Source organism: Thermohalobaculum sp. (genome assembly GCF_058622915.1).
Genome location: NZ_JBZSYN010000043.1, coordinates 1 through 23,824, shown reverse-complemented (window position 1 = coordinate 23,824; position 23,824 = coordinate 1). Strand labels below are relative to the sequence as shown.

General features: G+C 69.8%; 18 protein-coding genes. 10 read left to right on the top strand and 8 right to left on the bottom strand.

Annotated elements, in window-relative coordinates; all coding sequences use genetic code 11:
- The first annotated feature begins 74 nt into the window (after nucleotides 1–74).
- The gene (locus AC32QD_RS03870) at nucleotides 75–1,475 is read left to right on the top strand and encodes an adenylate/guanylate cyclase domain-containing protein (protein WP_492009166.1); all 1,401 of its coding nucleotides are present in this window, start codon (nucleotides 75–77) and stop codon (nucleotides 1,473–1,475) included.
- Nucleotides 1,476–1,510: 35 nt separating this feature from the next.
- Here AC32QD_RS03870 and AC32QD_RS03865 read toward each other — a convergent pair whose 3' ends face one another.
- From AC32QD_RS03865 to AC32QD_RS03830, 8 genes are all read right to left on the bottom strand, one after another.
- Nucleotides 1,511–1,897 carry a DUF4168 domain-containing protein gene (locus AC32QD_RS03865; RefSeq protein WP_492009165.1) on the bottom strand — a complete coding sequence of 129 codons (387 nt, stop codon included), beginning with the start codon at nucleotides 1,895–1,897 and terminating at the stop codon, nucleotides 1,511–1,513.
- A 143-nt stretch (nucleotides 1,898–2,040) separates the two neighbouring features.
- A complete protein-coding gene (locus AC32QD_RS03860) occupies nucleotides 2,041–3,048 on the bottom strand; it encodes a methylenetetrahydrofolate reductase (protein WP_492009163.1) in 1,008 nt (335 codons plus the stop codon).
- The gene (locus tag AC32QD_RS03855) at nucleotides 3,048–3,626 is read right to left on the bottom strand and encodes a methylenetetrahydrofolate reductase C-terminal domain-containing protein (RefSeq protein WP_492009162.1); all 579 of its coding nucleotides are present in this window, start codon (nucleotides 3,624–3,626) and stop codon (nucleotides 3,048–3,050) included. Before AC32QD_RS03855 ends, AC32QD_RS03860 begins: the two co-directional genes overlap by 1 nt.
- Before the next feature lie 104 nt (nucleotides 3,627–3,730).
- On the bottom strand, nucleotides 3,731–5,002 hold the full coding sequence (locus tag AC32QD_RS03850; protein ID WP_492009161.1) for a class I SAM-dependent methyltransferase: 1,272 nt from the start codon (nucleotides 5,000–5,002) through the stop codon (nucleotides 3,731–3,733).
- Nucleotides 4,999–5,802, bottom strand: coding sequence for an SDR family NAD(P)-dependent oxidoreductase (locus tag AC32QD_RS03845; RefSeq protein WP_492009160.1), 804 nt, complete (start codon nucleotides 5,800–5,802; stop codon nucleotides 4,999–5,001). The genes AC32QD_RS03850 and AC32QD_RS03845 overlap by 4 nt, the downstream gene beginning before the upstream one ends.
- Nucleotides 5,799–6,335 carry a DUF3833 family protein gene (locus AC32QD_RS03840; RefSeq protein WP_492009159.1) on the bottom strand — a complete coding sequence of 179 codons (537 nt, stop codon included), beginning with the start codon at nucleotides 6,333–6,335 and terminating at the stop codon, nucleotides 5,799–5,801. The genes AC32QD_RS03845 and AC32QD_RS03840 overlap by 4 nt, the downstream gene beginning before the upstream one ends.
- 101 nt (nucleotides 6,336–6,436) lie before the next feature.
- Nucleotides 6,437–7,198 (bottom strand): DUF1365 domain-containing protein, encoded by a 762-nt coding sequence (locus tag AC32QD_RS03835; protein WP_492009158.1) that lies wholly within the window; start codon nucleotides 7,196–7,198, stop codon nucleotides 6,437–6,439.
- Nucleotides 7,186–8,448: an NAD(P)/FAD-dependent oxidoreductase gene (locus AC32QD_RS03830; protein ID WP_492009157.1), complete on the bottom strand. Its 1,263-nt coding sequence runs from the start codon at nucleotides 8,446–8,448 to the stop codon at nucleotides 7,186–7,188. The genes AC32QD_RS03835 and AC32QD_RS03830 overlap by 13 nt, the downstream gene beginning before the upstream one ends.
- 198 nt (nucleotides 8,449–8,646) lie before the next feature.
- Here AC32QD_RS03830 and AC32QD_RS03825 point away from each other — a divergent pair, with 198 nt between their 5' ends.
- From AC32QD_RS03825 to AC32QD_RS03785, 9 genes are all read left to right on the top strand, one after another.
- Entirely contained in the window at nucleotides 8,647–9,240 is a 594-nt protein-coding gene (locus tag AC32QD_RS03825; protein WP_492009156.1) for a sigma-70 family RNA polymerase sigma factor, read from the top strand.
- Entirely contained in the window at nucleotides 9,237–9,899 is a 663-nt protein-coding gene (locus AC32QD_RS03820) for a ChrR family anti-sigma-E factor (protein WP_492009155.1), read from the top strand. Before AC32QD_RS03825 ends, AC32QD_RS03820 begins: the two co-directional genes overlap by 4 nt.
- Nucleotides 9,900–10,233: 334 nt before the next feature.
- Nucleotides 10,234–12,204 (top strand): alpha-1,4-glucan--maltose-1-phosphate maltosyltransferase, encoded by a 1,971-nt coding sequence (locus AC32QD_RS03815; protein ID WP_492009154.1) that lies wholly within the window; start codon nucleotides 10,234–10,236, stop codon nucleotides 12,202–12,204.
- Complete coding sequence (gene treS / locus AC32QD_RS03810; protein ID WP_492009153.1) at nucleotides 12,201–15,494, top strand: maltose alpha-D-glucosyltransferase; 3,294 nt, start codon at nucleotides 12,201–12,203, stop codon at nucleotides 15,492–15,494. The genes AC32QD_RS03815 and treS overlap by 4 nt, the downstream gene beginning before the upstream one ends.
- An 11-nt stretch (nucleotides 15,495–15,505) precedes the next feature.
- The gene (gene glgB, locus AC32QD_RS03805; RefSeq protein ID WP_492009172.1) at nucleotides 15,506–17,701 is read left to right on the top strand and encodes a 1,4-alpha-glucan branching protein GlgB; all 2,196 of its coding nucleotides are present in this window, start codon (nucleotides 15,506–15,508) and stop codon (nucleotides 17,699–17,701) included.
- Nucleotides 17,702–17,715: 14 nt separating this feature from the next.
- Nucleotides 17,716–19,803 (top strand): glycogen debranching protein GlgX, encoded by a 2,088-nt coding sequence (gene glgX / locus AC32QD_RS03800; RefSeq protein WP_492009152.1) that lies wholly within the window; start codon nucleotides 17,716–17,718, stop codon nucleotides 19,801–19,803.
- Nucleotides 19,800–21,581: a malto-oligosyltrehalose trehalohydrolase gene (gene treZ, locus AC32QD_RS03795; protein WP_492009151.1), complete on the top strand. Its 1,782-nt coding sequence runs from the start codon at nucleotides 19,800–19,802 to the stop codon at nucleotides 21,579–21,581. Before glgX ends, treZ begins: the two co-directional genes overlap by 4 nt.
- Entirely contained in the window at nucleotides 21,578–23,365 is a 1,788-nt protein-coding gene (gene malQ / locus AC32QD_RS03790) for a 4-alpha-glucanotransferase (RefSeq protein WP_492009150.1), read from the top strand. The genes treZ and malQ overlap by 4 nt, the downstream gene beginning before the upstream one ends.
- Nucleotides 23,362–23,824: alpha-amylase family glycosyl hydrolase (locus AC32QD_RS03785; protein WP_492009149.1), on the top strand; the 463-nt coding region annotated here is incomplete at its 3' end. The genes malQ and AC32QD_RS03785, both read left to right, overlap by 4 nt.

The window sequence follows — 23,824 nt, the reverse complement described above, 5'->3', positions numbered from 1 at the left end:
TTCGAATTCAATTCCGCACCGCGGCGGCCTGTGTCACTCTCCCGCTCACGCTTTCGAGACCCGGAGACGCCGCCATGATCGCGCCAACCGCCGCCGCGGAAGCCCCACCGACGCGCCCCCTGCCCCGACCCGCACTGACCCGCGCCGTCGAGTTCGTCTTCGGCCGCCGCCCGCCGGAGGTTCTGCCCGCCCGGGTGCGCGCCGCCATCGCCGCCGACCAGCGCTCGGGCGAGCTTTTGGTGTGCCTCGTGCAGTTCGGCGCCATCGTCTTCTTCGGCGCCTTCTACGCATTGACTCCAAAAGCTTTTCCGCCGGGCGCGCCGTTCGAGCCGGTGCCCTGGACGCTGGCGTTTTACGCCCTGTTCACCACGCTCAGGCTCTGGCTGACGCTGTCGGGCCGGCTGACGCCGGTGTTCCTCGGCCTCTCTGTGATCGTCGACGTATTCCTGCTTATGGTGACGATCTGGAGCTTCCACCTGCAGTACCGGCAGCCGGCGACGATCTATCTCAAGGCGCCGACGCTGCTCTACGTCTTCATTCTCATCTCCTTGAGAACGCTGCGTTTCGAGGCGACCTACGTGCTGCTCGCCGGCGCCGCCGCGATCTTCGGCTGGCTCGTGCTGGTGGCCTACGCGGTACTGACCGCCGGCGAGATGCACATCACCCGCAACTTCGCCGAGTACATGACCTCGCAGACCATCCTGATCGGGGCCGAGGTGGACAAGCTGGTCTCGATCGGCGCGGTCACGGCGCTGCTCGCGGTCGCGGTGCTGCGCGCCCGCCGCCTGCTGATCCAGGCCGCGAGCGAAGCGCACGCCGCCTCCGAGCTCAGCCGCTTCTTCGCGCCCGAGGTGGCCGGCGAGATCCGCCGCGCCGACATGCACCTGCGCCCCGGCGACGCGATCACCCGCGAGGCCGCGGTGATGATGATGGATCTGCGCGACTTCACCCCGCTCGCCGCGCGCCAGGCACCGGCCACGACGATGGCGCTGCTGGCCGAGTACCAGCGCCGCATGGTGCCGGTGATCCAGCGCCACGGCGGCTCGATCGACAAGTATCTCGGCGACGGAATCATGGCGACCTTCGGCGTCGCGCGGCCATCGGCCACATACGCGGCCGACGCGCTGGGCGCGCTGCCGGAGGCGCTCGGGGCCATGCAGGCGTGGAACGTCGAGCGCCGGGCCCGCGGCGAGGTGCCGCTCGCCCTCGGCGTCGCGGTGGCGACCGGGCCGGTGCTGTTCGGCGTCACCGGGGACGAGAGCCGGCTCGAGTTCACCGTGATCGGCGACGTGGTGAACCTCGTCGCCAAGCTCGACAAGCACTGCAAGGTATCGGGCCGGCCGGGCCTTGCCACCGGGGCGGCATTGGCTCTGGCCCGCGAGCAGGGCTTCGCGGAAGGGGAGCGCTTCGCGCCGCTGCCGGCCCAGCAGGTTGCCGGGGCAGGCGCCCCGCTCGACCTCGTCGCCGTGGGCTGAGGGCGAAATCCCGGCTGCGACCCGCCCTCAGGCCCTCATCTGGCGGCGGCGTTGAGCTGCTTGCTGATCCGCTCGGTCAGTGCCTTGTCGGTGGAGGCCGCCCGCATGATGGCGTTGTACTCCTCCACCGTGATGCCCGGAGACGCCTTGATGACGTCGACCATCCTGGTGTTGGCCTCGGTGGCGAGCAGATGGCGCTTCTTCTTGTCGCTGATCTTCTCGATCCGGCTGGAGAAGTCCTGGCGGATCTTCTGCACCTGCAGCGCGGCCACCGCAAAGGACTGCAGCTTCGCGTCGCTGTAGGTCTCGGCCTGGGCGACCCGGATCGCCTCGACTTGACCCGCGCCGGCGGGCGTCACGGCAGCGCCGCCGAGGGCGAGTCCGAGCGCGGCCAGGGCGGCGGTGAGGCGAATGGACTGCATGAGGTCTCTCCGTCGTTGTGCTGCTTCGCGTTGGTTGGGGGGTCGGGCGACGGTGCTAACGCACCGACCGCGCCCGAGTCGATCCCCGCCGTCGGTCCGCGCATTTTTTGTGTCGCATGGCAGCGCGTGCCCGGCGCGCGAGCTCAGGAATGGGGCGTCCGCGCGCGCCGCGCTGCGGCCGCCCGCCCTGCCAGAACCCCCGATTCCGCGATGATCTCCGAGACCACGTGCTCGCGGCGGTAGGCCATGACGTGAACGCCGGCCACGCCCTTGATCTCGCGGATCTGCTGGATCAGCTCGATGCACAGGCGCTTGCCCTCCTCGGCGGGCTTCTTCGCACCCTCAAGCCGCTCGATCACGCTGTCGGGGATGTGGATGCCCGGCACGTTCGAGCGCATCCACCGCGCCGCCTTGGCCGAGGCGAGCGGGCCGACGCCGGCGAGGATATAGACCCGCTGGTCAAGGCCGAGGTCGCGGATCCGCGCCATGAATTTCTCGAACACCGGCATCTCGAAGATGTAGTTGGTCTGGATGAACTCGGCACCCGCCTCGACCTTCTTGGCCAGACGATCCGGGCGCCATTCCTGGGGCGGGATGCAGGGGTTCTCGGCGGCGCCGAGGAACATGTGCGGGGGGCGCGTGATCTTGCGGCCCGAGAGGAACACGCCGTGGTCGCGCATGGTGCGGATGGTGCGCAGAAGCGAGACCGAGTCGAAGTCGAACACGGGCTTGGCACCCGGCTGGTCGCCCACGCCCACCCCGTCACCGGTCAGGCACAGCACGTTCCTGACCCCCATCGCAGCCGCCCCCAGCACGTCGCCCTGGATGGCGATGCGGTTCCGGTCCCGGCACGAGATCTGGTAGATCGTGCCGTACCCGGCCCGCGTCAGCAGCGAGCAGATGCCGATCGAGGACATGTGGCAGTTGGCACCCGAGGCATCGGTCGCGTTGAGACCGTCGCAGACCTCGGCAAGCGGGCGCGCCGCCTCGAACACGTCGGCCGGGTCGGCCGAGTCGGGCGGGTTCAGCTCGGAGGTCACCGCGAAGCGGCCGGCGCGCAGGACGCGCTCGAGCCGGCTGCCCGAGACATGGCCGGCGGGCGGTTCCTCATAAGCGCGGAACGGCTCGGAGAAATCGGCGGCGTCGGTCATCAGCGTCGCGCCTCGGCATTCACCGCAGCCGGCGGCTCGGGCGCCAGCGGCGCTGTGGCGGGCTCGTGCTCGCGGGCGTCGGGGAAGGCACGGGCGACCGCGGTACGCGCCGCCTCTCGCGCCTCGCGCAGGCGCGCGGCCTTCTCGCGCGCCACGCGCAACCACGAGGACGAGCCCTTGAGGCGATGGTCCACGGGCGGGTGGACCTCGCGTATGCGCGGGCCGTTCTGCATCTGTTGCGCGCCCTCCCAGGCCTTGACCCAGACGCATCTCATCCAGGGCTTGACCTCGCAGTAGCCGCCGGGGCGCACGCCGCCGCAGGGGCCGTTGCGCAAGGTCTTCGGGCAATTCATCGGGCACGACATGCCGGTCGAGGACAGCACGCACTGGCCGCACATCTGGCAGTCGAACAGCAGACCCTTGACGTTGCGCTCGACGAAGGCGACGGGGCGCTCGACGCGGTCGTAGCCGATGCGGGAGAAGACGGGATCGAGGGTGATCATGACCCGCTCGAGCTGCTGGTAGATCCACTCGAAGCCGCGGGCATGGCGGATGGCGAACAGGCGAACACGATACATCAACTGCCTCCGGACCCGGGTTGCCGGGGCAGAATTGCGGGTTTGGACGCGAGACGCAAGCTCGGTGTGGCCAGCGGCCGCTGCACCGCCCGCGGCCGTGCCCGTCAGGCCGGCCGCCGCAGCCCGATATGGACGACGCCGGTGGTCCCGGCACCGAAGGTCGCCGCGCAGGAGGCGAGGTAGAAGTCCCACATGCGCAGGAAGCGCGCGTCGAAGCCCAGCCGGGAGACCTCGCCCTGGCGCGCCCGGTAGGCGTCGCGCCACAGCCGCAGCGTGCGCGCATAACTCTCGCCGAAGTCGCGCCAGTGCGTGAGCTCCAGCCCCGCCGCACCCGCCTCGCGCCGCAACGCGCCCGGGCAGGGCAACATGCCACCGGGGAAGATGTGCTTGCGGATGAAATCGGTCCTGCGGCGATAGGCGGTGAAGGACCGGTCCGGGACCGTGATGGTCTGCAGCGCCGCGGTCGCGCCGGGCTTCAGGCGGTCGCGCAGCGTGCAGAAATAGCGCGGCCAGTAGCGCTCGCCGACTGCCTCGAGCATCTCGATCGAGGCGATCCCGTCATAGCTGCCGCTCACGTCGCGATAGTCGCGCAACTGTACCTCGACGCGCTCGGCCAGGCCGGCCTCGAACAGCCGCCGCTGCGCATGGTCGCGCTGCTCGCGGCTCAGCGTCAGCGCGGTGATGCGGGCGCCGCGCTCGGCGGCGGCGTACTCGGCGAATCCGCCCCAGCCGCAACCAATTTCGAGCACGTGGTCGCCGGGGCGCAGCCGCATGAGGTCGCATATCGCGGCGTATTTGTTGCGCTGTGCCTCGGCCAGAGTCTCCTCGCCGGTCGCGAACAGCGCCGAGGAGTAGGTCATGGTCTCGTCGAGCCAGAGCCGGTAGTAGTCGTTGCCGAGGTCGTAGTGCCGGCCGATGTTGCGCCGCGCGCCGCGCCGGGTGTTGGCGCGGAGGCGGTGGCGCAGCCGCTCCCAGGCGCGCAGCAGGCCCGAACCGCGGATGCCGTCGCGCATGGCATGGCCATTGCGGACCATCACGTCGAGCACGGCCTGGAGATCGGGCGTGCTCCACCAACCGTCCATGTAGGATTCGGCGAGGCCGAGATCGCCCTGGCGCACGAGCCGCGAGAACAGCCCCGGCTCGTGCACGTCGATGCGGCCCACCGGGCCGGGGCGCCGGCCACAGGCGGTGAAGCTGCGCCCGTCGGAGAGGCGGACCTCCACCGTGCCCTGCTCCAGCCGCCGGAGCAGGGCGAAGACCAGTTGGAACCGGCGCGGAAGAGGTGCCGCGCCCTGGTGCACGCGCCGGGCCTCGCTGCGCTCCGGCTCGAGCCAGCTGAACAGCGGCGATAACGTCGGCGGCGTGATCTCGGTCATGGGCGTCCCGGTGTCTGGCGGTCGGATCGGTTACGTGCCCGGCCGGCAGATGGATCACCCATGGTCCCCGCGACCAGTGCGAAATACACCCGCCGTGGAAGCCACGAGAGCAGCCGCAGCATCAGCGCGAGGCGGCGGGGAAACGCAATCTCGAAGCCGCCGCGCTCCATGCCACGGCGCAGCCGGCGTGCGGCCTCGGCGGCGGAGATGATGAACGGCATCGGAAAGTCGTTCTGGTCGGTCAGCCGCGTGCGGACGAAGCCGGGATTCGCGATCTGCACGCGCACGCCGGTGCCACGCAGGTCGGCGCGCAGGCTCTCGGCCAGGTTGATTAGCGCCGCCTTCGTGGCGCCGTATCCCCAGGCGTTGGGCAGCCCCCGGTAGCCTGACAGCGAGCCGACCAGAACGATATGGCCCCTGCCCCGCCGGGCGAACTGGGGCACCACGAACGCCAGGGCGCGCAGCGCGCCCGCGAGGTTGACGTCGGACATCGCCTCGAGCGCGTCGAGATCGGGCCGCAGCGCCGACATGGGCCGGTAGGTCCCGGCAAGGTAGACCAGGCCATCGAGGGTGCCGGCTGCGGCATGGGCGCGGGCAAGCGACCCGCGGTCGGTGACGTCACAAGGCCGAACCGCGTGGCCGCTTCCGGGCAGGTCGGCGGCCAGCGCCTCGAGCGCCTCCGCGTCGCGGGCCGAGAGGACGAGCTCGGCCCCGCAGCCGGCCAGCTCATGCGCCAGCGCCCGGCCGATTCCGGCGCTGGCGCCGATCAGCCAGTAGCGCTTGCCCACAAGCGGGCTCACGCCGGCGCCTTGCGGAACACGACCACCAGTTCGCCGACCGGCAAGCCGAATTTCCTCATGCGTGTGCGACCGATCAGCGTGCCGTCCTCCTGCAGGTAGAACCAGTCCTCCATCGATACCACGATCTGCCCGTCGCCGCGGGGAACGCGCAGGCGGTAGCACATGCGCGCGGCGTTGCCGCGCTGCTGGCCGGCGGCCGTGCCAACCACGTCGTGGGCGGTGGCGGTGAAGCCGTTCGGGCCGTCGAAGCGAATGCTCCAGGTGCGCGCATCGGCGCGGCCGTCCGAATAGCTGAAGCGCTCGGCCACCGTGCCGCCGTCGCCGTGCCAGTGGCCCTCCATATCTGCCGTGAAGGACAGCGACGCCCTGCCGGCGTAATCGAAGAAGATGCCCGAGGCCTCGAGCGGCCCGGCCAGGTAGTCGCGCAGGTCGAGCCGCGGGGCCCGTCCGGCATGGCGCTCGAGCAAGGATCCGCCGCGGCCTGCGCAGGCTGCGCCGATCCCGAGGGCGCCGAGAAAATCACCGAATGGCATGTTGGGTCTCCGTGGTCTTGGGATGACCGGCATCGAGGCGGTTGACTATCCTCAGGATCGCCGGCGCAGTTCCGCGACGAGCGGATCGGCGGGAGGCAAACTCATGTCAGCGGCTCGACGGGCGGCGCCGGACGCGGACGAAATCGCAACCCCTTGCGCCACAGCCGCAGCGCCTGCCAGTGGATCAATGCGATGGTGCGCGCCGCGCCGAGCGGGCGGCGCGCCAGCGTTCGCAGCATCTCGGCGTCCGTGAAGGGGCGGCGCTGGCCTACCAATGCCGTCCTCAGCCCGCCCCCGTGGCCGTCGTCGTAGCGAATCCAGACCCCGATATGCGGCCCCTCGAAGGAGAAGCGGAACCGGTAGCGGCCCTCGACATCGAAGAAGGGCGAGACGTGCAGCTGCTTGTCGGCCTCGACCCAGTCCTCGGGGCCGATCGCCCGGCCGTCCGCATGGCGGCACAGATAGGCATGACGGTCGCCATAGGTGTTGTGCACCTCCGCCAGCACGGCGCGCAGGTCGCCCCAGGCATCGCTCATCAGCCAGAAGCTGACGGGGTTGAAGACATAGCCCCAGACGCGGGGATGCGCGAGCAGGGCGACCCGGGCGACGCCCGCCACACCCCGCTCGGCAGCGACGTTGCGCACCCAGTCCGGCCCACCCGGTGCGCTAACGCCATGATCGGCGGGGTGCAGTGAAACCAGGTTGCGGCGACCGTAGGAGAACAGGCGCGGGCCGCCACGCCCACCCAGCGCCGCCTCGGTCAGCAGCACGTAATCGGCCGCATAGGCGAAGCGGCTCGCCACCGGCAGCGTCCGGGCATGGCTGACCCGGCCGCGGATGATGGCGGGGCTCAGGTCCGCCATTGCGGGCTCACGCCGAGGCGTTCGGCAATCCCGACGGCGCTTGCGAGGCCGTCCTCGTGGAACCCGTGCCCGGTCCAGGCGCCGGCGAACCAGGTGCCGCGGCGGCCTTGAATCCCGGGCAATTCTGCCTGGGCAGCAAGCGCACCGAGGTCGTATTGCGGGTGGTGGCAGATGTGCTCGTCCAGGATACACTCCTCAGAGATCTCGGACGGCGGATTGAGGGTGACGAAAAGCGGTGTGTTTTCCGCGATTCCCTGCAAATTGTTCATCCAGTACGTGACCGAGGCCTGGGCCTCGGGGGTCCGGCTGGAGGCGCGGTAGACCCAGCTCGACCAGCAGGCTCGGCGCCGCGGCATCTGCGCCGGATCGGTGTGCAGGACGGCGCGGTTCTCGCGGTAGCGCACGCGGCCCAGGACACGTCGCTCAGGCGCATCCGCATCGGCGAGCAGGCGCAACGCCTGATCGGAGTGGCACGCGAGCACCACCTTGTCGAAGCGATCGGATGCGCCGGCGGCCCGGACGGACACTCCAGCGGGGTCGCGGCTCACGGCCTCGACGGGTGTGCCGAGGCGGAGCGTCGCCTGCATGGTAGCCGCCATGCGCTCCACGTATTCCCGGGCGCCGCCGGTAACCGTGCGCCACTGGTGCTGTCCGCCAAGCGAGAGCAGCCCGTGATTGGCGAAGAAGCGCACCAGCGCCAGGGCGGGGAAGTCGCGCATCTCGGCGCGCGGGGTCGACCAGATCGCGCCGCTCATGGGCAGGAGATAATACTGGGCGAACCAGGCGCCGAGGCGCTGGCGCGCGATCAGTTCGCCAACGGTGAGGCGCGGATCGGCCTCGGCCACCGCCAGCGCGGTGCGGTTGAAGACCAGGATGTCGCGCAGCATGCGCCAGTAGGCGGGACGCAGCGCATTGACGCGTTGCGCCAGTGCCGCGTTGAGGCCCTTCGAGCCGTACTCGATGGCGCCGCCGTCCAGGCTGACCGCGAAGGACATGTCGCTCTCGTGCGTGGCGATGCCGAGATGGCGAAAGAGCGCCGTCAGGTGCGGGTAGTTGACCTCGTTGAAGACGATGAAGCCGGTGTCTACGGGCACCGGCCCTCGCGGGACGGGCGCCTCGACCGTGCGGGCATGGCCGCCCAGCCGTGGCTCGGCCTCGTAGAGCACAACCTGGTGCCGCGGCGCCAAAAGCCAGGCCGTCGCGAGGCCGGAAATCCCGCCCCCGATCACCGCAATGCGCAAGCTTTCCATGCCCGGCGACCCTGTGCCTGTTGCTGTGCCCGGTAGTACGCATCGGCGGCTGGCTTGGATTACACATTTTTTTCCGCACTCCGCTGATCCGGACGCGCTCGGCCGCGTATAACGGGCATGTCTGCGGCGAATCTGATACGGTTTCCCCAAACCCGGCCCGGCCCCCGCCGGGCGTGGACGGGTGCTGAGGAGAACAGCGTGGCGCAAGGCGCGGACGCAAAGCCTGGCGAGGCGCAGGGGGACGGCATGTCGGCCCTGATCGTCGCGGTTGCCGAGCGGCAGGACCGGGCGGCCTTCTCCGAGCTTTTCCGCCACTTCGCGCCGCGCGTGAAGGCCTATCTGATGCGGTTCGGCGACGCCGGTGGACGGGTCGAGGAGGTACTGCAGGAGACCTTTGTGGCCGTGTGGACCCGGGCGGCGACCTACGATCCCGCGCGCGCCTCGGCCGCGACCTGGATCTTCACCATCGCGCGCAATCGCCAGATCGACGCCTTTCGCCGCGAGAAGCGACCCGAGTTCGACCCCAACGATCCCGCCTTCGTCCCCGAAGCCGAGCCGCTGGGCGAGGAGCGAGTCACCGCGCGCGAGCGCAGCGAGTCGCTGAACCGCGCGCTGTCCGAGCTGAGCGAGGAGCAGCGCGAGGTGCTCAGGCTGTCGTTCTTCGAGGATCATTCGCACGAGGCGATCGCGGCACAGCTCGGTTTGCCGATCGGAACGGTGAAGTCCCGCATCCGGCTGGCCTATGGCCATCTGCGGGCGCGGCTCGCCGCCAAGGCGGGGGGACTGCTGTGAGCGTGCATCACCACATCTCGGACGAGTTGATCGTGGCCTACGCCGCGGGCGAGGTGGACGAGGCCGTGGGCCTCTTGATCGCCACGCACATGGCGCTGTGCCCGGCCTGCCGCCGGGCGCTGGAGGCGGCCGAGGCGCTGGCGGGCGCGATGCTCGAGCAGGCGCCGGAAGCCGGCGTCAGCGAGGCCGAGCTGGAGGCGGTGCTCGACCGCATCGAGCGTGCGACGCCGGAGCCCGCGCCCCAGGCGAGCGCGCCCCGGCCCGCTGACCGCAGCTTCGTCCTGCCCCAGCCGCTGCGCGATTATGCGGGCGGCGACGTGGACGCGCTGCGCTGGCGCAGCCTCGGCGGCGGCGTGAAGCACCTGCCGGTGGAGACCGGGGCCTCGAAGTCCAAGGCGCGGCTGTTGCACATACCGGCGCGCGCGGCAGTGCCCGATCACGGCCACCGGGGGATGGAGTTGACACTGGTGCTGGCGGGCTCGTTCTACGACCAGGGCGCCTGGTTCAGGCGCGGCGATGTCGAGGAGGCCGATGCCACCATCGAGCACCAGCCGGTGGCAGGGCCCGAGCAGGCCTGCATCTGTCTCGCCGTCACGGACGCGCCGCTGCGCTTCCGCGGCCTCATTCCCCGGCTGGCGCAGCCGTTCCTCGGCATCTGAGCGCGGGCGATTCGGATGTGCATGGAACGTTTGGCAGATTGACCGGCCCTAGTCCAAAATCCCGTCCGGCGCGTGCCGCACCACGCCGAATAACGCTCACGCCGCCAGGATGCCGGAACTGGACGGGAACCCTTGTCCAGGCCACTCGTTGCAACGAGAGGACCGGTTTCTATTATGAACCTTTGGCCCGCGAGGGGCCGGTCGCCGGCCACGTCGCGTGGTTGGCGCAAAACGAAGCCCAAGCCGTGGGGGGAGCTCCGTGCCGGTTGAGACGAAGCCCAAAACGCCCCGGAAGCGGACGCCGCGAAAGGACGAGGCTGCCATCGAGCGCCTGATGCGGCTTTCCGCGGACCGCGTCGCCATCGAGGCCGTGACGCCCGAGATCGATTGCGGCCGCTTCGCCGCCAAGGCCGTCGAGGGACGCCCCTTCGTGGTCGAGGCCGACATATTCTCGGATGGCCATGACAAGATCGACGCCGCCCTGAGGACGCGCCCCGTGGGCGGGCGCGAGTGGACCGAGGCGCCCATGCTGCCGCTGACGAACGACCGCTGGCGGGGCGTGGCCACCTTCGATGCAATCGGCCCGCACGAATTCACCATCCACGCCTGGCGCGACATGTTCGCCTCGTGGCAGGGCGAGGTGGCCAAGAAGCACGCCGCGGACCAGCCGATCGGGCTTGAGCTCACCGAAGGGCGCGCGCTGCTCGCGCGCACGCTGGAGCAGGCGGAGGGCCTGAGCCGGCAGGACAAGGCGGCGCTGAAGCGCCTGGTCGCCGCGGTCGAGAAAGCCGTCAGCGAGGGCGAGGTGTTCGGCATCCTGATGACCGGCGAGACTACGCAGCTCATGCGCCGCGTCGGCATCCGCACCAACCTGTCCCGGCTGGACGCGCCGCTGCCGGTGTGGGTCGACCGCGAGCGCGCGCTGGTCTCGGCCTGGTACGAGCTGATGCCGCGCTCGATGTCGTTCGACGAAGCGCGACACGGCACTTTCGACGATGTGATCGCGCGGCTGCCCTATGTGCGCGATCTCGGCTTCGACGTGCTCTATTTCACGCCGATCCACCCCATCGGGCGGACCAACCGCAAGGGCCGCAACAACTCGCTGGTCGCGGGGCCGGACGATCCCGGCTCGCCCTACGCCATTGGCTCAGACGAGGGCGGGCACGATGCCCTGCATCCCGAGCTTGGCGATCTGGGGGACTTCCGGCGGCTTGTCGAGGCCGCACAGGAGCACGGGCTGGAGATTGCGCTCGACTTCGCCATCCAGTGCTCGCCGGACCACCCCTGGATCAGGGAGCATCCCGAGTGGTTCGATTGGCGCCCCGACGGCACCATCAAGTTCGCCGAGAACCCGCCGAAGAAATACGAGGACATCGTCAACGTCCACTTCTACCGCGGCGCCATCCCGGGCCTGTGGCTCGCGCTGCGCGACGTGGTGCTGCACTGGGTGGAGCAGGGCGTGAAGATCTTCCGGGTCGACAACCCGCACACCAAGCCCCTGCCCTTCTGGGAGTGGATGATTGCCGACGTGCGGGCCCAGCACCCGGACGTGATCTTCCTGGCCGAGGCATTCACCCGGCCGAAGATGATGAAGCGGCTGGCCAAGGTGGGCTTCACCCAGTCCTACAGCTATTTCACCTGGCGCAATACCAAGGCCGAACTGGTCGAATACCTGACCGAGTTGACCTCGGGCGACATGCCCTACGTGATGCGGCCGAACTTCTTTGCCAACACGCCGGACATCAATCCGGGCTATCTCCAGACCGGCGGTCGCGCCGGCCACCGGGTGCGGCTGGTGCTGGCCGGCTCGCTGTCGCCCAGCTATGGCCTCTACAACGGCTTCGAGATCTGCGAGGCCACGCCGATGCCCGGCAAGGAGGAGTACCTCGACAGCGAGAAGTACCAGCTGAAGGCATGGGACTTCGACCGGCCCGGCCATATCAAGGACGACATCCGGCTGTTGAACCGGATCCGGACGGAACACCCGGCGCTGCGGCAAATGGAGGGGCTGAAGTTCTACAACGCCTGGAACGAACATATCCTCTATTACGCGAAGTTCACACCGGATCTGTCCGATTTCGTTGTGTTTGCGGTCAATCTCGATCCGCATCACGCACAAGGCGCGGCGATCGAGGTGCCACTGTGGGAGTTCGACCTGCCCGACCATGCGACCATCGAGGGGACCGATCTGGTGACCAACCAAGACTTCCAGTGGGAGGGCAAGATGCAGCACGTCTGGCTGACGCCCGATGAGCGGCCCTATGCCATCTGGTCGCTGCAGCATCCAGCCTTTGCGAGCGAATGAGCGTGCCGATGGATGCCCCCAAGACCGCAGCGAAGCCCCGCAATCGCACCAGGACCAAGGCCCGGGCCAAGTCGCTGATCGATCGCAGCCAGCCCGACTGGTACAAGGACGCCCTGATCTATCAGCTCCACGTCAAGGCGTTCCACGATGCCAACAACGACGGCATCGGCGACTTCGAGGGCCTGATGCAGCGTCTCGACTATATCGAGGGGCTGGGTGTCAACGTGATCTGGCTGCTGCCGTTCTATCCCTCGCCCCTGCGCGACGACGGCTACGACATCGCGGACTACACCTCGATCAACCCCTCCTACGGCGACATGGAGGACTTCGACCGGTTCCTCGAGGAGGCCCACCGGCGCGGCATCCGGGTGATCACCGAGCTGGTCATCAACCACACCTCGGATCAGCACCCCTGGTTCCAGCGCGCGCGCCAGGCGCCGCCCGGGAGCAAGGAGCGGGACTTCTACGTGTGGTCCGACACCGACGAGAAATACCAGGGCACGCGCATCATCTTTCTCGACACCGAGAAGTCGAACTGGACCTGGGACCCGGTCGCCAACGCCTTCTACTGGCACCGCTTCTACGCCCATCAGCCGGATCTGAACTTCGACAACCCGCAGGTGCTGAAGGAGGTCCTGCGCGTCATGCGCTACTGGCTCGACAAGGGGGTCGACGGGCTCAGGCTCGACGCCATCCCCTACCTGATCGAGCGCGACGGCACCAACAACGAGAACCTGCCCGAGACGCACGAGGTGCTGAAGAAGATCCGCGCCGAGGTGGACAAGCACTATCCCGACCGGATGCTGCTGGCCGAGGCGAACCAGTGGCCCGAGGACACGCGGCCCTATTTCGGCGAGGGCGACGAGTGTCACATGGCCTTCCACTTTCCGCTCATGCCGCGCATGTACATGGCGCTGGCGCAGGAGGACCGGCACCCGGTCACCGACATCCTGCGCCAGACCCCGGACATCCCGGACCCATGCCAGTGGGCGATCTTCCTGCGCAACCACGACGAGCTGACGCTCGAGATGGTGACCGACCGCGAGCGCGACTACATGTGGTCGTTCTACGCCGGTGAGCGGCGGGCGCGGATCAATCTGGGCATCCGGCGCCGCCTCGCGCCCCTGATGCAGAACGACCGGCGCAAGATCGAGCTGATGAACGGCATGCTGTTCTCGATGCCAGGCACGCCGGTGATCTATTACGGCGACGAGCTCGGCATGGGCGACAATTACTACCTCGGCGACCGCGACGGCGTGCGCACGCCGATGCAGTGGTCGGCCGACCGCAACGGCGGCTTCTCCCGCGCCAACCCGCAACAGTTGTTCCTGCCCATCATCCAGGACCCGGTCTATGGCTACGAGGCCGTGAACGTCGAGGCCCAGCTCTCCAACGCCGGCTCGCTGCTCAACTGGATGAAGCGGATGACCCGGGTCAGGGCGCGCGAGAAGGCATTCGGGCGCGGCCATCTGAGGCTGCTCTACCCACGCAACCGCAAGGTGCTGGCCTATACACGCAACTGGGACGACGAGGTGATGCTCTGCGTCTTCAACGTCTCGCGCTCGGCGCAGGCGGCCGAGCTCGACCTCTCGGAATATCGCGGCATGGTGCCGGTGGAGATGGACGGCGGCACCGCCTTCCCGCCGATCGGTGATCTGCCCTACATGCTGACCTTGCCGCCCTACGGCTTCTTCTGGTTCCAGCTTGCGGGCGAGGCCACCCTGCCCGCCTGGCACCAGCCGATGCAGGAAATCCTGCCCGAGTTCGTGACCTTGACCTGCCGCACCCTCAAGGCCTCCGAGGCGCTCAAGGGCGAATCGTGCGACCGGCTGTGCCGCGAGGTGCTGCCCGAATTCCTGCCGCTCCAGCGCTGGTACGGCGCCAAGGGCGAGCGGATCAGCCGCATCGACGTGGCCCCGGGGCCGGAGCTTGGCCAGGGCTACACCCTGAACGTGGCCGAGGTGGCGACCGCCGAGAGCGGCGCGCAGACCTATTTTCTGCCCCTGATGGCGCTGTGGGGCGAGGAGCACGTGCAGTTCGGCGCACCGACCCTGGCCCAGACTCTGGCGCGGCTGCGGCGCACCAACCGCCTCGGCGCCCTGGTGGACGCCGCGCGCGACCCCGGATTTGCCGAGGCGATGGTCGCGGCCATGCGCGCGGGCAGCGAGGTCGAGTCGGGCGGCCTGGCGTTCAGCGCCGACGGAACCGAGGGCCTGGCCGCGCTCGAGGACGTGCAGGACCGCCGGCCCCTGGGCGTCGAGCAGTCGAATGTCTGCGTCGCCTTCGGCGACAAGGGCATGCTGAAGATCTACCGCCGGCTCCGGCCGGGCCGGCAGCCGGACATCGAGATCGGCCGCTTCCTGACCGAGCGCGCCGCCTTCCCGAACACCCCGGCGTTCCTCGGCGAGGCACGCATCGCCCGCGACGGCGAGGAGCCGGCCACCGTCGCCGCCTGCTTCGCCTTCGTTCCCAACCAGGGTGACGCCTGGGGCGTGACGATCGACGCGCTGACGCGCGAGATCGAGGAAAAGGTGATGACCGAGCACCTCGAGGAGCCGGTGGACGGCGAGAAGGGCTTCCCCTTCCCCTTGGACATCGCCGAGGTGATCGGCCAACGCACCGGCGAGCTGCACCGTGCGCTGGCAACGCCCAGCCGGGACAAGGCGTTCGGCACCGAACGGATCACCAGGGCCGACATCACGGCCTGGACCGCCGACGTGCGGGCCCAGGCTGCCGATGCATTCCGCCGCCTCGATGGCGCCCCGAAGACGCCGGAGCTCGAGGCGCTGATCGCCGGGCGGCGCGAGGTCGAGGGCCTCATCCGCCAGCTCGGCCGCACCCGGCCCGCCGGGCGCAAAACGCGCATCCATGGCGACTACCATCTGGGGCAGGTGCTGGTGGCCCATGCCGACGTCGTCATCATCGACTTCGAGGGCGAGCCGCGGCGCAGCCTCGAGGAGCGCCGCGCCAAGTCCTCGCCGCTGCGCGACGTAGCCGGGATGCTGCGAAGCTTCGACTACGCCGCCTTCGCCGCGCTGGACCGGCTGCGCGCCAAGGGCGCGGGCTCGGAGCGCGCCGACGCCACGGCGCAGGCCTGGCTCGACTGGTCGCGCCGGCGATTCCTCGAAGCTTACGAGGCCGCGACAGGCGGCGTTGGCAGCGAGGAGCTGCTGCGCCTCTTCCTGCTGCAAAAGGTGTTCTACGAAATCGGCTATGAGGCAGCGAACCGCCCCGGCTGGCTGTCGATCCCGGTGCGGGGCGCGCTGACGCTGCTCGACGGAGGCAAGTGATGCGCCCCGATATGGAGACGACCGACGGCCCCCTGCCGGCCGACGTGTGCGAGCAGATCGCCATCGGCCGGCTGGCCGACCCGTTCCGCTGGCTGGGCATGCACGAGACGCCGGAGGGCCTGAGGGTCGCGGCCTTCGACCCGGGGGCGTCGCAGGCCTCGGTCACGGATGCGCGCGGCAAGACGGTGGCGGAGCTGGCCCGCGTGCACGAGGCGGGCGTTTTTGCCGGCTACCTGCCGCGGCGCAAGAAGCGCTTCGACTACCGGCTGGCCTTTCATGGCGACGGCAAGGACTGGACCGGCCACGACGCTTACGCGTTCGGGCAGATCCTGGGCGACCTCGACGCGCACCTGATTGCCGAGGGGCGGCATCTCGAGCTCTACACCCGGCTCGGCGCCCGGCCAGTACGCCACGAAGGCGTGGACGGCACGGCCTTTGCGGTCTGGGCTCCGAACGCCAGGCGGGTCAGCGTCGTGGGGGACTTCAACTTCTGGGACGGGCGGCGGCACCCGATGCGCCTGCGCCACCGGCCTGGGGTTTGGGAGCTGTTCCTGCCCGGCGTCGGCGCCGGCACGCGCTACAAGTTCGAGATCGTCGGCGCCGCCGGGGAGGTCGAGCCGCTGAAGGCCGACCCTGTGGGCTTGCGCCACGAGGCACCCCCCGCGACGGCCTCCGTGATCCATGCGCTGCCCGAGCCGGCGCGGGAGCCGAAATGGGACCAGGCGCTCGCCGCGCGGCAGGCACGAAACGCGCCGGTCTCGGTCTACGAGGTGCATCTGGGCTCGTGGCGGCGGGCCGAGGGCGATCGCTGGCTCAGCTATGACGAGCTGGCCGAGACGCTGGTGCCCTATGCGCGTGAGATGGGCTTCACGCATCTCGAGTTCCTGCCGGTCTCCGAGCACCCGTTCACCGGCTCCTGGGGCTACCAGCCGGTCGGGCTCTATGCCCCGACCGCGCGCTTTGGCGACCCGGAGGGCTTCCGCCGGCTGGTCGAGGCCTGCCATGCCGCGGGGCTTGGCGTCATCATCGACTGGGTGCCGGCGCATTTCCCCACTGATCCGCACGGGCTGGGGCGCTTCGACGGCACCCATCTCTACGAGCACGCCGACCCGCGGCTCGGCTTCCACATGGACTGGAACACGCTGATCTACAATTTCGGCCGGCGCGAGGTGGCGAACTTCCTCGCCGCCAACGCGCTGTTCTGGCTCGACCGCTATGGCGTGGACGGGCTGCGCGTCGACGCCGTGGCCTCGATGCTCTACCTCGACTACTCGCGCCCGGCCGACCAGTGGGTTCCCAACATCTATGGCGGGCGCGAGAACCTCGAGGCCATCGCCTTCCTGCGCGAGGTCAACCGGCTGGTGGCGGAGCGCCACCCGGGGCGCGTCACCATCGCCGAGGAGTCGACTGCTTTCCCCGGGGTCTCCCGGCCCGTCGAGCAGGGCGGTCTCGGCTTCGACTTCAAGTGGAACATGGGCTGGATGCACGACACGCTGGTCTACATGTCGAAGGACCCGGCCTGGCGGAAGTACCACCACCACCAGATGACCTTCGGCATCGACTATGCCTTCTCGGAGAACTTCGTGCTGCCGCTCAGCCACGACGAGGTGGTGCATGGCAAGGGCTCTCTGATCGCCAAGATGCCCGGAGACCGCTGGCAGAAGTTCGCCAACCTGCGCGCCTATTACGGCTTCATGTGGACGCATCCGGGCAAGAAGCTGCTGTTCATGGGCGGCGAGTTCGGCCAGGAGCGCGAGTGGAGCCACGACCGCTCGCTCGACTGGCACCTGCTGGCGCAGGCCGACCATGCCGGGCTTCAGGCGCTCGTGCGCGACCTCAACGCCCTCTACCGCGAGAGCCCCGCGCTGTACGGGCTCGATTGCGAGCCGGCGGGCTTCGCCTGGATCGAGGGCGGCGACGTGGAGCAGAGCGTGTTCTCCTACGAGCGCCGCGGCCCGGGTGGCGAGCGCGCCGTGGTGGTGTGCAACATGACGCCGGTGGTGCGCCACGACTACCGGATCGGCGTGCCCCAGGGCGGCTCTTGGCGCGAGCGGCTCAACACCGACGCGGCGATCTACGGCGGCGCGAACATCGGAAACGGCGGCCGGGTCGAGGCAGCGGCCGTGCCGCTGCACGGGCGGCCCGCCTCGCTGCGCTTGACCCTGCCGCCGCTCGGCACGATTGTCCTCGAGCCCGAACTCACCTGAAGGAATGACCTGACATGGCCTACCGGGTTCTGCCGGGGCTGCCGAATCCGCTTGGCGCCACCTGGGACGGCTCCGGCGTGAACTTCGCGCTGTTCTCGGCCAATGCGACCAAGGTCGAACTGTGCCTGTTCGACCCCAAGGGCCGGCGCGAGACCGCTCGCGTCACCCTGCCCGAGTTCACCCACGAGGTGTGGCACGGCTATCTGCCCGACGTGCGGCCCGGGCAGCTCTACGGCTACCGCGTGCATGGGCCCTACGCGCCCGACCAGGGCCACCGGTTCAACCCCAACAAGCTTCTGGTCGACCCCTATGCCAAGGCGCTGTCGGGCGAAATCCACTGGCACGACGCCTGTTTCGGCTACCGCGTGGGCTCGCCGCGCGGCGACCTCAGCATGGACCGGCGCGACAGCGCCCGGGTCATGCCGAAATGCATGGTGATCGACCCCGCCTACACCTGGGGCGAAGACATCCGTCCTCGCCGACACTGGTCCGAGACCGTCATCTACGAGGCCCACATCAAGGGGCTGACCCAGTTGCACCCCGACCTGCCGCAGCAAATTCGCGGGACGTTTGCGGGGCTCGCCGATCCGCGCGTGATCCGGCACCTGACGCGGCTGGGCGTGACCGCGATCGAGCTGTTGCCGGTACAGGCGCCGGTGGACGACCGGCACCTGGTCGACAAGGGGCTGGTCAATTATTGGGGGTACAACACGCTATGCTTTCACGCGCCCGCCGGCCGCTACATCTCGCCCGGCCACGGGATTGACGAGTTCAAGTTCATGGTCAAACGGCTGCACGAGGCGGGGATCGAGGTGATCCTGGACGTGGTCTACAACCACACCGCCGAGGGCGATCACATGGGCCCGACGTTTTCGTTCCGGGGCATCGACAACGCCAGCTACTACGCGCTGGCCGAAGACCGGCGCCACTACTACGACACGACCGGCTGCGGCAACACCATGAACCTGAGCCACCCGCGCGTCATGCAGATGGTGATGGACTCGCTGCGCTACTGGGTCGAGGAGTGCCACGTCGACGGCTTCCGCTTCGACCTCGCGACGGCGCTGGGGCGCGACTATGACCAGTTCGACCCCAGCGCGATCTTCTTCGACACGGTCGGCCAGGATCCGGTGCTGCAGCAGGTCAAGCTGATTGCCGAGCCCTGGGATGTCGGCCCCAACGGCCACCAGTTGGGCAGTTTCCCGCCCGGCTGGGCCGAGTGGAACGACGCCTTTCGCGATGCGGTGCGCTCTTATTGGCGGGGCGACCCGGACGGCCGCAGGGACCTGGCCGCCGGGCTGCTCGGCTCGGCGCCGCAGTTCGACCGGCGCGGGCGGCGGACCTGGGCGAGCATCAACTTCGTCACCGCCCATGACGGGTTCACGCTGTCCGACCTGTGGGCCTACGACGCCAAGCACAACGAGGCGAACCTCGAGGACAACCGCGACGGCCACGACCACAATCTGAGCTGGAACTGCGGCGTCGAAGGCCCGACCGACGACGAGGACGTGCTGGCGCTGCGCGACCGGCTGCGCCGCGCCACGATCGCCACGCTGATGCTCAGCCACGGCACGCCGATGCTGCTGATGGGCGACGAGATCGGGCGCAGCCAGCAGGGCAACAACAATGCCTACTGCCAGGACAGCGAGATCAGCTGGCTGGACTGGGAGGGCGCGCGGAATCCCGACTTCTCCGACTTCCTGCGCGGGCTTGTGGTGATCCGCAAGAGCCGGCACCTGTTGCGTCCCAACAAATTCCGCCATGGCCAGCCGACCGGCGCGGCGTCATTCCGCGACGTCGCCTGGCTCAAGCCGGACGGGGGCGAGATGGACTGGGACGACTGGTCCAACGCCGAGGACAAGGCGGTCGGCCTGATGCTCAGCGGCGCCGGCGAGCGGTCGCTGCTCTTGCTGACCAACGCCTCGGAACAGGACCTCACCTTCCGTCTGCCCGCGCGCGAGGCGCCAGTGAAGTGGCGTCTGATCGTCGACAGCGCCGCGGCCGAGGTCCTTTCCGAGCGCGAGGCCATTGCCTCGGGCAACGACATCACCGTACCCGCGCGCGCCGTTCTGCTGCTCGAGACGCTGGAGGCGCTGAAGTGAGCCATGCGCATTTCCCCAAGACCTGGGGCGCGGAGCCCGTGGCGGACGGCCGCTCGCGCTTTCGTCTGTGGGCCCCCGGGCTGGAGCAAGCCGCGGTTTGCCTCGACGGCGCGAGGCACGGCATGGACAGGAGCGCCGACGGCTGGTTCGAGACCGAGCTGGCCGCGCTGGCCGGCACCCCCTACACCTTCGCCGTGGCGGGCCACGAGGTGCCCGATCCCGCCGCGCGCATGCAGGCCGGCGACGTGCACGGCCCCTCGGTCCTGGTCGATCCGCGCGCCTTCGAGTGGCGCAACGCCTGGCGCGGGCGGCCCTGGCACGAGACCGTGCTCTACGAGCTGCACACGGGCACCTTCTCGCCGAGCGGTGACTTCGACGGCATCGCCAAGCGCCTCGACCATCTGGCGGCAACGGGTATCACCGCGGTCGAGCTGTGCCCCGCGGCACAGTTCTCGGGCAACCGGGGCTGGGGCTATGACGGCGTTCTGCTGTATGCGCCGCACCGCGCCTATGGCGGGCCGGAGGGGTTGAAGCGACTGGTCGACGCGGCGCATGCGCGCGGGCTGATGGTTTTCCTCGACGTGGTCTACAACCACTTCGGACCGGACGGAAATTACCTGCATGTCTACGCGCCGGAGTTCTTCCACCCCGAGCAGCACACGCCCTGGGGCGCCGCCATCGCCTTCGACCGCCCGGCCGTGCGCCGCTTCTTCATCGACAACGCGCTCTACTGGCTCGACGAGTACCGGATCGACGGGCTTAGACTGGACGCGATCGACACCATCCAGGACGCTTCCGACCCCCCGATTGTCGAGGAGCTCGCCAGCGCCGTGCGGGCGCACGACTTCGGACGCGAGGTGCACCTGACCACCGAGGACGACCGCAACGTGACGCGTCTCCACCGCCGCGACGCACGAGGGCGGGCGCTGCTCTACGACGGCGAGTGGAACGACGACTTCCACCACGTCGCCCACGTTTTGGCGACGGGCGAGGACGACGGCTATTACGGCGACTATGCGCAAGACCCGCGCGGCGACATGGTCACGGCCCTGCGCGACGGTTTCGTACAGCAGGGGCGCCCGTCGCCGCATCGGGGCGGAGCGCCGCGCGGCGAGCCCTCGGCCCACCTGCCCCCGCTGGCCTTCGTCAACTTCTTGCAAAACCACGACCAGACCGGCAACCGCGCCTTCGGCGAACGGCTGACCACGCTGGCCCCGCCCGCGGCGGTGGAGGTGCTGACGGCCATCCTGCTGCTCTCGCCCATGGTGCCGATGCTCTTCATGGGCGAGGAATGGGGCGAGACCCGGCCCTTCCAGTTCTTCTGCGACTTCCACGGCGAGCTGGCCGAGGCGGTGCGCAAGGGCCGCCGGCGCGAGTTCGCCCGCTGGCGCCAGTTCGCCGACGAAGCGACCCGCGAGAGGATCCCCAACCCGAACAGCCCGGCGACCTTCGAGCGCTCGCGCCTCGACTGGTCGGGGATCGACAACGAAGCGGGCCGCGCCCGCCTTGGGCTCGTGCGGGAGTTGCTGCACGTCCGTGCCGAGGAGATCGCCCCGCGTCTGCCCGGCATCCGCTCCATGAACGGAAGCGTCGATGCCCGCGGGGCGCGCGGGGTCGAGGCGCGCTGGACCCTGGGTGACGGCAGCCGGCTCGGGATCGTCGCCAACCTCGGCGGCACGCCCTTCGAGGCCGCGCTGCCGGCCCGCGAGCTCGCGCATCTTGGCCGCATGAAGCGCGATGCCTGGGCGGTGCGGGTCACGCTCGAGGACGCACCGTGACCGGCGCCCTCGCGCGTCTGTGCGCCTCGCACGGGATCGAGCCGGCCTATGTGGGGTTCGACGCCCGCGAGCACGTCGTGCCGGACCGCACGCTGGCGGCGCTGGCCGAGCTGTTCGGCCTCGAACGCACGGCAGCGAAGCCGCCCTCGGGCATCCGCGAGGCGCTTGCCGAGGCCGGCGCGCCGCACTGTCACGTGCCGCCCGAGCTCGAGGACGCGCGCGCCTGGGGCGTGACCTGCCAGCTCCCCGCGCTCGACTCCGAGCGCAATCTCGGCATGGGCGACTTCGCCGATCTCGCCGCGCTTTGCCGGCTGGCGGCGGCCGAAGGCGCGGACTTCGTGGGCATCAACCCGCTGCACGCGCTTTTCTGGAGCGCGCCCGAGCGGCTCAGCCCGTTCTTCCCCTCGAACCGGCGCTTCCTCAACCCGCTCTATCTGGCGCCCGAGTGGATCGAGGGCTTCGCGGGTCTCGCCCCCGACGAGGCGGAGGCGGCAGCCCGCCTGCGCGGTGCCGCACTGCTCGACGGGCCCGGTGTGGCGGCGCTCAAGGCGCGTGTGCTTGCGCGCCTGTTCGCCGCGTTCCCCTGGACGGCCGCGAACCGCGCCGCCTTCCGTGCCTTTCGCGCCGCGCAGGGCGATGGGCTCGAGGCGCATGCGCTGTTCGAGGCGATCTCGGAGTCGATGGCCGCCGAGGGGCATGGCGCCGCCTGGAGCGGCTGGCCCGCAGCCTATCGCAACCGGGAAAGCGCCGAGGTCCGGGCCTTCGCGGCCCGTCACGCCGGGCGCATCGACTACCATTGCTGGCTGCAATGGCAGGCGGATGTCCAGCTTGCACGCGCGCAGCGGGCCGCACGCGAGGCCGGAATGCGCATCGGCCTCTACCTCGATCTCGCGGTCGGGGCAGCACCCGATGGCTCCTCGGCCTGGTCGGCGCCGGAGATCACCGTGCCGGCCGTCTCGGTCGGGGCACCGCCGGACGGCTTCAGCACCACCGGGCAGGACTGGGGCCTCGCGCCCCATTCGCCGGTCGGCATCGCCGAGCTGGCCGGCCGGCCTTTCGGTGAAACGCTTGCAGCCGTGATGCGGCACGCCGGCGCGATCCGCATCGACCACGCCATGAGCCTCGCGCGGCTTTGGCTGATCCCGCGCGGCGCCCCGGCGACCGAGGGCGCCTATGTGCGCTATCCCCTGTCCGTGATGCTGGCGCGGCTGGCGGAGACCTCGCAGACCGCGCGGGCGATGGTGATCGGCGAGGACCTTGGCGTGGTGCCAGAAGGCTTCCGGCCACTGATGGAGCGCCGGCGCATCCACGGCTACCGTGTCTTCTTCTTCGAGGACGACAAGGCGCGCTTCGCCTTCCTCAACCGCTGGCCGCGGGACGCGCTGGCCTGCCTCGCCACGCACGACATGCCGCCGCTCGCCAGCTGGTGGGAGGGCGCCGACCTCGACCTGCGGCGCGATCTCGGGATGATCTCGGCCGACGAGCGCCACGCGCTTGCGGCCGCGCGCAATGCCGTGCGTCGCGCCCTGGCCGAGCGGTTCGGCGCGACCTCTGCACGAGAGGTCTCTCCGAAGCTCTACGCCGCCATCGCCCAAGGCCCCTGCCGGCTGATGGCACTCCAGCTCGAGGATGCGCTGGGGCTGACCAGCCAGGTCAACGTGCCCGGCACGGTGGACGAACATTCCAACTGGCGTCATCGCCTGCCCCTGGGGCTCGAGCGGCTGGCCGATCACCCGGGCTGGCGCGCCCATGTCGCGGCAATGCGCGGCGCGCGGCCGCGATGAGCCTGCCGCGCGCCACATACCGGCTGCAATTCCGCCACGGCATGGACTTCGACCGCGCCACCCGGCTGGTGCCCTATCTGGCCGGGCTCGGCGTCAGCCACCTCTACGCCTCGCCGCTGTTCCAGGCGGCGAGCGGCTCCAGCCACGGCTACGACGTGACCGACCACGGGCGGCTGGACGCGAGCCTCGGCGGCATGGAGGGCTTCGAGCGGCTCTCGGCGGCGCTCAGGCAGGCCGGCCTCGGGCTGATCCTCGACATCGTGCCGAACCACATGGCGGCCTCGCCCCAGAACCCGTGGTGGCGCGACGTGCTGCGCCACGGCGCGGAAAGCGCCTTTGCGCGGCACTTCGATATCGACTGGTCGGCGCCGCGCCTGCTGCTGCCCTTTCTCGGCCAGCCCTATGGCGCGGCCCTCGACGCGGGCGAGCTCGCGCTCGGATACGCACCGGACGGCCTGG

What these genes read in the sequence shown, in the direction of transcription:
- AC32QD_RS03870 (WP_492009166.1), top strand. Translation starts at nt 75, where the DNA reads ATGATCGCGCCAACCGCCGCCGCGGAAGCCCCACCGACGCGCCCCCTG.
- AC32QD_RS03865 (WP_492009165.1), bottom strand. Translation starts at nt 1,897, where the DNA reads ATGCAGTCCATTCGCCTCACCGCCGCCCTGGCCGCGCTCGGACTCGCC.
- AC32QD_RS03860 (WP_492009163.1), bottom strand. Translation starts at nt 3,048, where the DNA reads ATGACCGACGCCGCCGATTTCTCCGAGCCGTTCCGCGCTTATGAGGAA.
- AC32QD_RS03855 (WP_492009162.1), bottom strand. Translation starts at nt 3,626, where the DNA reads ATGTATCGTGTTCGCCTGTTCGCCATCCGCCATGCCCGCGGCTTCGAG.
- AC32QD_RS03850 (WP_492009161.1), bottom strand. Translation starts at nt 5,002, where the DNA reads ATGACCGAGATCACGCCGCCGACGTTATCGCCGCTGTTCAGCTGGCTC.
- AC32QD_RS03840 (WP_492009159.1), bottom strand. Translation starts at nt 6,335, where the DNA reads ATGCCATTCGGTGATTTTCTCGGCGCCCTCGGGATCGGCGCAGCCTGC.
- AC32QD_RS03835 (WP_492009158.1), bottom strand. Translation starts at nt 7,198, where the DNA reads ATGGCGGACCTGAGCCCCGCCATCATCCGCGGCCGGGTCAGCCATGCC.
- AC32QD_RS03830 (WP_492009157.1), bottom strand. Translation starts at nt 8,448, where the DNA reads ATGGAAAGCTTGCGCATTGCGGTGATCGGGGGCGGGATTTCCGGCCTC.
- AC32QD_RS03815 (WP_492009154.1), top strand. Translation starts at nt 10,234, where the DNA reads ATGCGGCTTTCCGCGGACCGCGTCGCCATCGAGGCCGTGACGCCCGAG.
- treS (WP_492009153.1), top strand. Translation starts at nt 12,201, where the DNA reads ATGAGCGTGCCGATGGATGCCCCCAAGACCGCAGCGAAGCCCCGCAAT.
- glgB (WP_492009172.1), top strand. Translation starts at nt 15,506, where the DNA reads ATGGAGACGACCGACGGCCCCCTGCCGGCCGACGTGTGCGAGCAGATC.
- glgX (WP_492009152.1), top strand. Translation starts at nt 17,716, where the DNA reads ATGGCCTACCGGGTTCTGCCGGGGCTGCCGAATCCGCTTGGCGCCACC.